Raw genomic sequence first — 12,264 nt, 5'->3', positions numbered from 1 at the left:
AATATGGGTTCGGACGACGGACTCGTCCGGGGTCGTGTGGCTACGGATACGGATGGTGTTCGCGCTGGAGTCGTGGTTCGAAGCCCAGCTCTGAGGGAACCGTCCGCGCCCGCTCGCTGAAGTACGACTCACCGATGAACAGTGGTTGTGCTCGTGGCACGAGCACACGGACGGCCTCGAAACCGAGCGCCTCCACGTCCGGCGTCGTCAGTCGGGCGGCATAAGCGTCGAGTCCGACATCACTGAGCCGTTCGAGGAGCAGATCTAGCGCATCTGCTCCCGTGGGACCGTCCGCCGCGATGCTCGCTGCTGGAATCGTCTGCTTGGGGTTAGTGAACTCCTCTGTCGCGGGTGGGCGTGATGCGAAATGACCGATCCGGCCGCCAGCATTTCGGGAACCGGTTTTACCCATCCGACGAAGCTCCGTCCAGTTTTGAAGCGCTTCGGTACACGCCGATCGAGCGGCAGCGATCGGATCGAGATCGGCTGCCAGACCGAGAGCGAACGCCGGCCACTCCTCATCTCGGTGGACGGCCACGCCGATCACTGGGATATCGACATCTTGGGTCAACAGCGACGCGGTCACCGACAGCCCTTCCGCTCTTGCTCGGGCGACGAGTGTCTCGTACTCCTCATCGTCAATCGACAGCTCCAGGGGTTCGTACGTCGAGTACCACGCCAACAGCGCACCGTCCCGTTCGATGATCTCCGTTACCCCAGCGATCAACGCCGCCGCGCCCGAACTTCCGAGTCCAAGTCCCGTCGTGATGGTCGGTCCCGGTCCTTCATAGGGGAACAACACCCGGGCGGCAGGAAGAGACACCGTCTCACCGGTGTGTAGATCTTCACCGGGCACCCACTCTATCGGAGCGGTGTCATCCGGATCATCGGGACGAACGAACGTCGATGGCTGAATCGGTGCCGAGAGATTCCCCGCGCGTGCGGTGTAGAGGGCATCGGAATCGTACACGCCAGCACAGTAGCGTTCGAGTCCCTCACCGAGCGCTTTCATGAACGCCTCGTCCCATCCTAGTGCGACACCGGCAGCCTGTTGGCTCGCTTGCGCGTCGCTGAACCCGGTAGTGTCGGCGAGCTGTGCGAGGTAGTACGGCACCGGGAACGACTCGGCCTCACCCACCTCGTTGATCAGTCCGATCCGATCGTCGACCGCTCGCTCGGCTCGTTCGAGCGTCGCCTGTAACGATCGTTCCTCGTGCGCTCTCGACAGCGTCCACTCTCGGTGTCCCGTACACGAACAGCCCGGAACGGAGTAGATCCGTCGCCGTGCGTGTGGCACCTCGATCACGCGACCGAACAGCGACGACGATCCGGACACCGTCTTGACGGTCTCCCGTCCGGCTAGAGCACCACCAAAGCGTGCCGTTTCTGGGTCAATATCGGAAGAATCAGCCTCTGAGTCGTCGAGTCCGGATCGAACGCGCGTTCGAAGACAATCGAAACACGCGGTGGAAACCCCATAGCCCGATACGGCAACGTCGACCGATGGATGGGAACATCCCCCGATACCGCCGAGTTCGACGGCAATCCACGGTGTTCCGTTCGATCGTGCCTCCTCGTTTGCGATCGAGAACACGTCCGATCCGACTACTCCCACGACGACAGCGAGATCGTCCGCAAGCGTCTCGACCCTTGATCGAACGGATAACTCGTGATCAATGTCGGAAACGGCCGCCTCAATGGCATCTACCGCAGGCCCGGAGCCGACGACAGTGACAGACATGACTCACTGAACGAACTGATACGAAAAAGGAACACGGATTCACTCGTGATCGTCTGTGATCGTCTGGGTAGCCTTACAGCTCCAGTGATAGAATCGAACCCCCCGGACCATAGAAAGATCCGAATCGGGCCGGGGACGACGCTGTCGGCGTCGATACCGGTGTCTTCGGTCTCTTAGGAGGCCATCAAGCTCTGAGCGACGTTGGCGAGATCGTCGGAGCTGGTGCTCTGAAGCCGGTCGTCACCGAGGATGAGACGCAGGCGTGGGCGACCCACGTCGATCGGCACTTTCTCGGTGTCGACGAGTCCCATCTCTTCGAGACGGGTTTTGGTGCGCGAGAACGTCGCCTTGCTCGCAATGCCGACATCTTCCCCCCATTTGCTGATGTCGTACAGCAGCTCCTCGTTTTTCGCCGCGACGAGTAGACTGATGGTGACTTCGTCTAGTCCTTCGCCGTTGCCGCGTGCGGTTTCGAGCGAGGTGAGGACGCCGTCGAAGTCCTCGGCCACGTCGGCACCGATCTCTTCGGAAAGCGTCGATCGAACGCGAGAGATCGGAGGCGTTCGGAGCTTGAACTGCTCCGCAGAGTCCCACTCACTTTCGTACTGTTCACGGGTGGCCGATACGAACTCCGTATCGTCGGTCACGAGTCCGGCGACCTTCCCACCGGCGGAAACGACGGCCGTCACGGCATCATCGGAGACGATGAGCGTGTTCGTCGGCTCGTCGAACGTTCGGAGCGCGAGTCGATCCGCTTCGATGAGATCTGCAGCAGTGCTCCCGACGATGAAATCGTCGAGAACGTCCTTCAAAACGCGCTCGCCAGCGAGGAGACGCACCGAAACGTCTTCCGCTTGCTCGATCGCTGGAATCGACACTTCCAGAATCTCACGCGATGGATTGATCAGATACAGTTCGCCAGTGGCGTCCCCGAGAACGGATTCCAGGAGACCCTCGACACCCGATTCTAGTATGTTCGAACGCATCGGTGTTGAATATTTATACCCCCATACTATTTAATATCTGCGTTATTCAAAAACCGAAGACGATGAATACGATGAAACTATTATTCATCTACTGACAAAAATCATTAGCGAGGTCCTCCGCCCAGCTGAGCTCGCCGTCATGGATCACCGGGCAGGACAGCGATTCGAGAACTCGCGGGACGTCCTTGGGGGCGAGATCGGTCGTCGCTTGTGAGCCGGTGAGCCGCGGCCAAAGTTCGAACGGCGCGTAGTAACACTCTCCGGGATGACGGTTCGGAGAGACGGTGTAGTTGAGCGTGTAATTTCTACCGTTTTTGTTCAAACGCGCTACGGCGACCTTCTCGTCGGTGAGTGCGTACGTCCCATCGCCGACGACGGCGTAATCCGTGCTCATCGTGATCCGCCTGCGGGCGAGTTGCATCGCGCGTTCGATGCCGAATCCGGTGACGAACAGCCGAGCGAACGTCGTTCCGACGCGGATCGCCGGTTTATTGAGCACCTTCCGAAGCGTGACGGCACCGGCGACGCTTCCGCGCTCGACGAGCGCTTGCCCCTGATAGTAGGAGCCACAGGCGTTGAGGAAGAACGTACGGGCGCCGACTGAGGAAAGACTCTCGATGTCGAGTTCGCCGTTGTGACACTGTAGCCCGCCGACCTCACAGTGTCCAATGAAGTGGACGAAATCCGATTCGGCTTCGAAGATCTGTGCTAACTCGTCGACGGTCACCGATCGGTGCATGGTCGTCGTCTGGTCGGTGTCGTCATAGACCTCTGCGACCTCCTCGTATTCCCCGTCCATCATGCTGTCGTTGAGGACGACCGTAACGTCGAGTGGTGTTTCGGGAAGGGACGTCGCCAGCCGGTTGCGGTACGCCTGAACCGACGGCGTGTACGCATCAGCCGGAACGTCGTCGGCGAGCCACGCGTGTAGATCTGCCGGTTGGAGTTTGGGGGCGACGATATCAACCGATGCGACCGGTCCTCGGTAGAAATCATCGAGTGCTCGTTGTAACAGCCCGTTCCGATCCATGTCTTCGGAATCGGGCGGATAGATGAGGCTGAGATCGTCGAGCAAGAACGGAAGACACGAGATCATATCGGGGCTGGGAGCGACGTACGTAGAGAGATGCCACATCGGGAGGTTGGACATGATCGTTCCCTGCTTTACCCCCAGATATGCCGAGAGTCGTTCGGCCGGCGTTGCGGTTCGCAACGCCTCCGGGTCGAGACCAATGTCGCCGAGCGCGGCCCGCTCGTAGGGTGGTTCCTCGTCCGCAACGTCCCGAACGAGACAGTCGAGGAAAAACACTCGACGAAGCAGTTCAGCCACTTCGTATTTGAGATCAGGTAACGATCCGAACGAACGGTGAACGCCTGGTGCGCGGATGCAGGGTGTTTCCGAGCCGATCCGGACGGAAGCCCCGAGGTAGTACGCGAGCGGCGCGACTACAAACAGCTCGTCATAGCTCGCAGGAACGTCGATGACGATCTCCGTTTGTGGGACCATCCGGCGTACGCGCGGTGGCACGTACGTTTCGGTCCCGACCTCAACGAGCGGTGGATGCATCCGGTAGCCCGGGTGCGAACGCTCTGGGCCCGTCGTCGACAGACCGGCAGAGAGGACTGAGATCGCCGTCGCCACGCCCTCTGGGGATTTGGGGATCGTAAACGTGGCAGGACCTAGTGGCTGATTGACCGATTGGCTCCCTCCGGCAACGCCCCGACTCATACCAGTAACTGGTATTGTTAGAGCAACAAATAGGTACCGACTCCGGAAGTCTAGACCCACTTTTTTTGCGTGAGTGGTGAGCTTCGTTCACCCGAACGCAAAAAACCTACATTCCAAGGGCTTCGCTCTTGCAGGCTCCCAGATGGACGTCGTCCATCTGAGAGGACTAAAAAACCGCTCGCTAGCGCTTGCGGTGAGTGTATTCCCATTAACCACACCGCCACCGCTCGCCAGACAGCAGCTCCCTGGTCGCCGAACCGTGCGTGCTCGATCACGTTTGCGAACGACTGGATGATATCCACCCAGCACAAAATAGCCATCGACACCGGAAGGCCACCACTAGACGGGTAGATTATAGTGTGAGCGGACTGGAAGACGGATATGGAGTACAACCACGTCCGGGAGACGGATCCGGAGGTCGCTGACGCGCTCGTCGGTGAGGTCGAGCGCCAGCGCGAGACGCTCGCCATGATCGCCAGCGAGAACCACGTCAGCCGTGCGGTTCTCGAAGCCCAAGGCAGCACTCTCACGAACAAATACGCCGAGGGCTACCCCGATGCTCGGTACTACGGCGGCTGTGAGTGTGCCGATACGGTCGAGCAGCTCGCCATCGACCGTGCAACGGAACTGTGGGGCGCTGAGTACGTTAACGTCCAACCACACAGCGGATCTCAGGCCAACATGGGCGTGTATCTCGCGGCGCTTGATCCCGGCGATAAAATCCTCTCGCTCGATCTCACTCACGGCGGCCACCTCAGCCACGGCCATCCGAAGAACTTCGCGGGACAGGTGTACGAGGTCGAACAGTACGAGGTCGATCCCGAAACGGGGTATATCGATTACGACGCGCTGGCAGCCCACGCCACCGAGTTCGAACCGGACATAATCGTCTCGGGCTATTCGGCGTACCCCCGACAGGTCGACTGGGAACGGATCCAGGAGATCGCAACGAGCGTCGATGCCTATCACCTCGCCGATATTGCTCACATCACGGGGCTTGTCGCCGCCGGCGAACACCCTTCTCCGGTCGGCATCGCGGACTTCGTTACTGGCTCGACGCATAAGACGATTCGCGCGGGACGGGGTGGTATCATCATGTCCAGCGAGGAACACGCCGATGCGATCGACAGTGCCATCATTCCCGGAATGCAGGGCGGTCCGTTGATGCACAACATCGCGGGCAAGGCCGTTGGCTTCAAGGAGGCACTCCAACCCGAATTCGAGGAGTACGCTGCTCAAGTCGTTGCTAATGCGAGCGCCCTCGGAGAACGGCTGTCTGAGCACGGACTGAGCCTCGTTTCGGGTGGGACCGATACTCATCTCGTGCTCGTCGACCTTCGGGATTCACACCCTGACACGACCGGGAAGGAGGTCGAGCGCGCGCTCGAAGAGGTGGGGATCGTGCTGAATGCCAACACCGTCCCCGGCGAGACACGATCTCCGTTCGTGGCCAGCGGCATCCGCGCTGGAACGCCCGCGCTCACCACTCGGGGCTTCGATGAGACGGCGATCGAACAGGTCGCTGACTGCATCGCCCGCGTCGTCGACAGCCCCGACGACTCGGACGTGAAAGATGCAGTCGCGGAAGACGTTCAAACACTCTGTGCAGAGCATCCGCTGTACGAATAGGTACGGTCCGGAATATCGTAGAACAGTAACACACGTTGCATACTGATTTCATTTGTATGGTGTATGCGTGGGAAATTGACAGTGATTCGGTGTTTGTCACGGCGACAGCCGAAATCAAAGAAGTAAGCCAACCACGCCAGCCGACGCAAAACAAGGAGGTACCTCGCTACCTCTCGCGGGGAACGAGTAACAGTAGTGCGGTGGTTCGAGACACCCTCGGTGTCTCATCACTGAACGGAGGGGACCGCCGCGAGGTCCACAAGAGCGCAGCTCTTGCGAGATCACGAAAGACCAGAGGTCTTTCGAACGACGCTGCCAGTGCGTCGTCGGCCCACGAAGCGTAGACTCCCAACCATCCGAATCGACGGGCGTAACATCGGAACCTCGGGAGACCCACGACTTCAGTCCGGGGAGCACGCCACGTTCACATCGAGCGACTGGCCAACTGGTTACCCTATTCGTCCTCGTATGTGCTGTGTTCTATGGCACCCTCACAAACGTGTATATTTCGACGGATTCGTAACGGGAATACACACAGGTTCGTGCGTTTTATGACGATTGGGTGCCCTCGTTCACACAATGACCACCGTTCTCGATGGTGACGCCGTCGCCAGCGATATCCGCGATTCGCTCACTGACAACATCGATACGCTTACGACTGCTGGTGTGACGCCCGGATTGGCGACGGTGTTGATGAGCACCGATCCATCGAGCGAGACGTACGTCTCGATGAAACAGCGCGACTGTGAGGAGGTCGGCATCAACGGGATTCACGTCGAGATCGACGCCGACGCGCCCGCCACGGAGTTGTACGAGACGATCGAGGATCTCAACGACGATCCGGCAGTACACGGTATTCTCGTGCAGTTGCCGGTTCCCGAGCACGTGGACGAGCGCCGCGTCGTACGGAGTATCGACCCGGAAAAGGACGTCGACGGCTTCCATCCCGAGAACGTCGGTCGGCTGGTGGGTGGTGAGTCGCGGTTCAAGCCGTGCACGCCCCACGGTGTACAGAAACTTCTCGACGCCGCAGGCGTCGATCCCGACGGGAAAGAGGTAGTGATCGTCGGCCGATCGGAGATCGTCGGCAAGCCGCTGGCGAATCTCCTCATTCAGAAAGCACCGGGCGGCAACGCCACAGTGACGGTGTGTCACTCTCACACTGAGGATCTCGCGGCGAAAACGCGCACGGCGGACATCGTCGTCGCAGCTGCGGGTGTGCCGGAACTCATCGACGGGACGATGCTCCGCGAGGGCGCGACGGTGATCGATGTGGGCGTCAATTCCGTGGATGCCGAGACCGAGAAAGGATACGAACTCGTTGGAGACGTCGATTTCGAGAGCGCAAAAGAGAAAGCGGGCGTCATCACGCCAGTGCCGGGTGGTGTCGGTCCCATGACGCGTGCCATGCTGTTGTACAACACGGTGAAAGCCGCGAGCGCACAGACCGGCGTCGACGTCGAACTTCCGTGAGTCGAATCGATCCGGATTCGACGGCCGAGACGCTTCGCGCGCGGTATGAGGACGTCGTTCACCACGAGGCGAACCACGAACTCGACGCCGAGGCGTTTGCTTCAATGCGAGCGTCTCCACGCGGCTGGGGCGTCGGCGCGCTGGTGGTTGACGCCGCCGATCGGGTGTTACTCGTCCGGGAAAACGGCCAGTGGTACGTCCCCGGGGGGCGACTCGAAGCCGAGGAGTCGCCAGAGATGGGTGCCGTCCGGGAGGTACGCGAAGAGACGGGTGTGGACGTTTCACTCTCCGGACTAGCGGGGATCGCCGAACAGACGTTCTCCCACCAGACGACGGCCGAATCGTTCGTGTTCCGCTTTGCGATGTTCGAGGCGACGCCCGAGACGACGGATGTGGCCGACGATCCCGGGCTTCCCGACGAATCGATCAGTTCGGTCGAGTGGCACACGTCGGTACCGGCAGACACCTACACCCGTGATCTCGTGGTCGAACTACTCGGACAACGAGGGAGCCATTGATTCATCCAGGAATCAAGAGGGGGCGATAGATCGGCTGGTATAACAGTTATAGGTGTTAAGCAGGCGCGGCGCGAGCTTCGGGAGGGAATGGACGAGAACATCGAAGACTGGGTCGATAATTCGATGCTCTGTCTCGATTCGAATCTCGTTAGCGACTATCTCACCGGTCACGAACCGGCACAGGAGTTTCTCGACGCCCACCAACACGAGGATCTCGTGGTCACCGCGACGACGATGGTCGAGCTGTATATAGGAGCACACCACGGCCAGTTCCATGGCGATCTCGATGATATTCGGGAAGCCATCGGCTGGCTCGGCCTAGATGTGCTACAACACGATCATCGGTCGGCGCTCGAAACCGCTCGCTTGCAGCGGGATCTCATCGATCGAAGGACACCACTCACAGCCACGGCCGCGATGATCGCAGGGGTCGCGCGAATGAACGGAGCAACGCTGGCAACCAACGACAGCGATTTTCTGAACGACGAAGTTCGATCAGTGCTCGATGTAGTCGAGTACTATCGAGAGCAATGAAAAGTGGTTATTGGCGGTGGAATATCCGGCTGGAATGTCGTCGGTTAGTTGTCGGTCAGAGTGTCGGATTCATCCCACGCCTAAAAGCGTAGATATTCTCCTTGTTCTTTACAAATGGAGATCTCAGCAGTAGCTGGGCGGGTGTCACAGCTGCTCTGCTATCGCTACCGCCTCGTCCAACTCGATCGGCTCCTCCGTCTCTGCGAGCCGGTCGAGCAGCGCGTCGATCAGTTCCTCTGTCGGTTCCTTGTCGGCTCGTTCGAGCAGCCGTGTCGCCGCCTCTCGTCCGGTATGTGCGCCGAACAGGAGCCGTCGCTCGCCGCCAAACGTTTCGGGATCGTACGGCTCGAACGTCGCCGGGTCCTCGAGCATTGCCGCCGTGTGCAGCCCGGACTCGTGGGATGTAACTGCCTCCCCGATGACCGGCGCGCGGGGATCGACCGGTTCGTCGAGCGCGTCGAGCACCGCCCGGCACGCCGGAATGAGCTGGTCGCGTGCGAGACCGGTGTCGTGGCCGTCCGCTTCGAGCGCGACGGCGACTTCCTCAAGAGCGGGATTGCCCGCGCGCTCGCCCAGCGATGCGACGCTCACGTCCACCCGATCGACGCCGAGCCGGGCGGCAACGAGGGCGTTAGCGGTGGCGACGCCCAGATCGTCGTGGAAATGGACGCCGATTCGATCGAGTGAAACCCCCAGTCCGGCCAGCGACCGCAGATATCCAGCGACGAACGAGGGCGTGCGCGCACCGACCGTATCGGTCAGCGTGATCGACACGTTGAACCGCTCGAACGCCGGCGCGACGTCATCAGCGTCGGTGCGAAACGCGTCCATCAGCGTGAGATGTGGACGTGCACCGCCGTCACGTACCCGATCGATCGCATCCTGTGCGGACTCGAACGCCTCATCCCTCGACAGTCCGAGTATCGCGTTCAGCTGCCGATCGGACACCGGAACGAACACCTCCACCACGTCAGCGTCCGCCTCAAGTGCGGCATCGACGTCGTCGTCTCTCGCCCGGGCGATCGCAACCACGTCGTTCTCGAGCACGTCGGCCAACCGCTGTGTGACCGTCGTGTCGTGTTCGCCCGTCGCCGGAAATCCCGTCTGAACGAGCGACAGAGACAGCTCATCGAGCGCTCGACCCGCCGCGATCGTTTGCTCAACAGTGTACTCCCGCCCCGGTATCTGGGTGGCCTCCCGGAGTGTCACGTCACAGAATCTCATACGATACCCTCGCGCTGGAGTGTTTCATACAGTTTCGGATCGAGTCCAAGCTCCTCGAGATGGATCTCGTCGTTGTGTTCCCCGAGACGGGGACCGAGATACTCGACTACCACCAGAGCGACAGCCACTCATCGAACGGTGCCCAGTTCCGGATCGGATCGTGGCACGTCGGGTGTTCGACCACCACAGCATCCACACCGAAATCTGCGAGTTGCATCGTCGCAAACCGCCGCTGATCACTCCAGAGCAGTCGATTACGGGAATTCGAGGCGAAAACCTCGACCTTCAGGGCGTCACTAGAACACAAAGTGTTCTGGTTGCCCGCCAGACGTAGTCTGGCGACGGGGATGAAGCCGACCAACAGTATCCACCCACAACCCACCGGGTGGGCCAACGCCGGTCATACCGAATCTCGACGCACCATCTGCCTAATCGGTGGGTGGTCGATTGGTGAGTCACAAGCTGACGACAAGAGCACGCGTCACTGCAGTTCCTCGAGACGAGACTGGGCTGTCGTGAGCGTGTCGGCCCCCGTACAGACGTGCTTTCGAAGATCTCGAACGGACGCAACTAGCCGTTCGGCCACCATAGGATCAACGTCACCGTCCAGGGCTTCGATCCGGCGAACGTGTTCCGAAACCGTCTGCAAGACGGCTGCCGCTTGCTGGTCAGGATGCTCATCGAGATACCAGTTGAACGCCTGTCGGTAGTCGTCTACAGCCGCTGCAGACGCCAGTCCGCGGGCCGTCTGCATCGATTTCGGAACGACTTCAGGATCGGGGCGGTTCCCCTCGTCCGCGCCCTTGAGCAGCGAGAGCAGATACAACTCCGTATCGTCGTCGATCCGCATCGATCTCCGCAACTCCCGGGCGCTGTAGACGAGTTCGGTTGCCGCGAGATACGTCTCCGACAGCGGTGTGAGTTCTCCCGCGTGGATGAAGCCTATGTGGGTGATGTACGTTCGACACCGTTCGGTCGCGTCTTGTAATGCTTCAGATATTCCTTCCTCCTCGACCAACGACCGCGCTGGTGAGAGATCGAGTGCCGTGGGTGCATCGGTGTGTTTGGTCCGCTCATCCAGCCCGCGACTCCGGAGGCTATCACAGTCCGGACAGGACACGTCGCCGGTCTCGTAGTACGACCATCGCGTTCCACACTCTCGACACTCGCGCTGGCCTCGGATTTTCATGTGTATCATTTATCGGCCGAGCGCAAAAAGCTGGGCGGCTCCGCCGGACTGAGCCGACCAACAGTTATTACACGTCGCACACGTATCGTCAGATACGATGTCGTCGAACCCATCGGCGTCTACGAAAGAGGATAGAGGAAGCCACAGCAACGTGGCTGGTCGAGAAATTCTCCCGCACTGAATTAACGCGGACGATCGCATCACAACAGGCGGCCAAAGGGTCGGTCGAACGTGAAAAAGACGGGGTTCATCTCGAACTGTCGGGGACGACTCACGTGCTGACGCCAGCGGAGGCGCGCGATCTCCACGCCGCCCTGGACGAAGCACTGTATCACACCGAAACGTTCACTCACACGGCCTGTGAGCATCGCCCGGACGGCTCGTACGTCGTCGTTCGCCGTCGTGCGGACTCCTCTGGCCATCGGAAAGTGTTCGATTCGTTCGCAGCGCTTGATGAACTGTACGGGAAGCTTCCCACCAAGTTCACTGCTGAGGACGTCGAACAGCCTGGATTGACGGGCGGTCGTCGACACATGCTCGTCCATCATTTCACCGAGCATCCAGCGTTCGACTGCGTGCTGGCTCGTCGACAGCCGCTCACAGCACGGAAAGAATCCTAACATCACGAGACCGCTGCCGAGTGGTCGTGACCCCCTGTGACCGCACCGCAGGTATCGAGTCCATAGTCTTTTGCTGTGCGCGACAGTTCTCACAGCCATGCGAAACGAAGAAGAGATCCGAGATCAGTACGAGTTTCTCAAAGAGGAACTTGACGACGAAGAGATGCGTCACGAGGGTGTCCGTCAGATGTTTACGTACTATCGACGCGCTATCGGATGGGTTCTCGAAGAAGAACACATGTGATATCGGTTCCGAGAATCATCGAGAAGGGATCACGGGTGCCGCTATCATGGTGAACGGGCTTCCTGACCCGGTAAGTTTATACTAATGAAGCCACTTGGTTGGATTGACGCTTCGCTTGGAGGGCCGAAGCGTCAGCGGGGACCAATTCAGGGCGGCATGCCTTGCCGGGCGTTTTCATCCCGGCTGGGCTGCTTTCCTTTCTACTCACATTCATCATCTCGGAGTCGCTACTTCAATCGGTCATCGCCTTCTCGTTGGTGAGCGATGCGTTGGAGTGCGTCAGCGATATCCGCTACAGCGAACAGAAGCCAGCATATGATGTACAACAGTCATATACCACTCACAGCCTACACGCCGAGTAGAAACAGTCACTACAT

12 protein-coding genes are annotated in these 12,264 nt (G+C 59.9%); 7 read left to right on the top strand and 5 right to left on the bottom strand.

Annotation, left to right across the window (positions count from 1 at the left end; translation table 11 throughout):
• Nucleotides 1-40: 40 nt before the first annotated feature.
• The 3 genes from MW046_RS03585 to MW046_RS03575 form a co-directional block, all read right to left on the bottom strand.
• Nucleotides 41-1,741, bottom strand: coding sequence for a YcaO-like family protein (locus tag MW046_RS03585; protein WP_247994199.1), 1,701 nt, complete (start codon nt 1,739-1,741; stop codon nt 41-43).
• A gap of 173 nt (nt 1,742-1,914) precedes the next feature.
• On the bottom strand, nt 1,915-2,727 hold the full coding sequence (tbsP, locus tag MW046_RS03580; RefSeq protein ID WP_247994198.1) for a transcriptional regulator TbsP: 813 nt from the start codon (nt 2,725-2,727) through the stop codon (nt 1,915-1,917).
• 88 nt (nt 2,728-2,815) lie between these two features.
• Nucleotides 2,816-4,456 (bottom strand): hypothetical protein, encoded by a 1,641-nt coding sequence (locus tag MW046_RS03575; RefSeq protein WP_247994197.1) that lies wholly within the window; start codon nt 4,454-4,456, stop codon nt 2,816-2,818.
• Between the two features lie 381 nt (nt 4,457-4,837).
• On the opposite strand from MW046_RS03575, the gene glyA reads away from it, so the two are divergent.
• The 5 genes from glyA (at nt 4,838) to MW046_RS03550 (ending at nt 8,610) form a co-directional block, all read left to right on the top strand.
• The gene (glyA, locus tag MW046_RS03570; protein WP_247994196.1) at nt 4,838-6,085 is read left to right on the top strand and encodes a serine hydroxymethyltransferase; all 1,248 of its coding nucleotides are present in this window, start codon (nt 4,838-4,840) and stop codon (nt 6,083-6,085) included.
• A gap of 56 nt (nt 6,086-6,141) precedes the next feature.
• On the top strand, nt 6,142-6,429 hold the full coding sequence (locus MW046_RS03565; protein WP_247994195.1) for a hypothetical protein: 288 nt from the start codon (nt 6,142-6,144) through the stop codon (nt 6,427-6,429).
• A gap of 235 nt (nt 6,430-6,664) precedes the next feature.
• The gene (locus tag MW046_RS03560; protein WP_247994194.1) at nt 6,665-7,558 is read left to right on the top strand and encodes a bifunctional methylenetetrahydrofolate dehydrogenase/methenyltetrahydrofolate cyclohydrolase; all 894 of its coding nucleotides are present in this window, start codon (nt 6,665-6,667) and stop codon (nt 7,556-7,558) included.
• Nucleotides 7,555-8,076, top strand: a complete 522-nt coding sequence (locus MW046_RS03555) for an NUDIX hydrolase (protein WP_247994193.1) — start codon at nt 7,555-7,557, stop codon at nt 8,074-8,076. Before MW046_RS03560 ends, MW046_RS03555 begins: the two co-directional genes overlap by 4 nt.
• 87 nt (nt 8,077-8,163) lie before the next feature.
• Entirely contained in the window at nt 8,164-8,610 is a 447-nt protein-coding gene (locus tag MW046_RS03550) for a PIN domain-containing protein (protein ID WP_247994192.1), read from the top strand.
• A 144-nt stretch (nt 8,611-8,754) separates the two neighbouring features.
• On the opposite strand, the gene MW046_RS03545 is transcribed toward MW046_RS03550, so the two are convergent.
• On the bottom strand, nt 8,755-9,834 hold the full coding sequence (locus MW046_RS03545) for a LeuA family protein (RefSeq protein WP_247994191.1): 1,080 nt from the start codon (nt 9,832-9,834) through the stop codon (nt 8,755-8,757).
• A 481-nt stretch (nt 9,835-10,315) separates the two neighbouring features.
• Nucleotides 10,316-11,023 carry a DUF7117 family protein gene (locus MW046_RS03540; protein WP_247994190.1) on the bottom strand — a complete coding sequence of 236 codons (708 nt, stop codon included), beginning with the start codon at nt 11,021-11,023 and terminating at the stop codon, nt 10,316-10,318.
• Between the two features lie 275 nt (nt 11,024-11,298).
• Here MW046_RS03540 and MW046_RS03535 point away from each other — a divergent pair, with 275 nt between their 5' ends.
• Together MW046_RS03535 and MW046_RS03530 are read left to right on the top strand one after the other, a co-directional pair.
• On the top strand, nt 11,299-11,643 hold the full coding sequence (locus MW046_RS03535) for a DUF7528 family protein (protein WP_247994189.1): 345 nt from the start codon (nt 11,299-11,301) through the stop codon (nt 11,641-11,643).
• Nucleotides 11,644-11,740: 97 nt separating this feature from the next.
• Entirely contained in the window at nt 11,741-11,887 is a 147-nt protein-coding gene (locus tag MW046_RS03530; RefSeq protein WP_247994188.1) for a DUF8555 family protein, read from the top strand.
• Nucleotides 11,888-12,264 lie beyond the last annotated feature (377 nt).

The organism is Halocatena salina (genome assembly GCF_023115355.1).
GTDB lineage: Archaea > Halobacteriota > Halobacteria > Halobacteriales > Haloarculaceae > Halocatena > Halocatena salina.
Note: the sequence above shows the minus strand (reverse complement) of the source record. Positions and strands in the feature narration are given on the sequence as shown.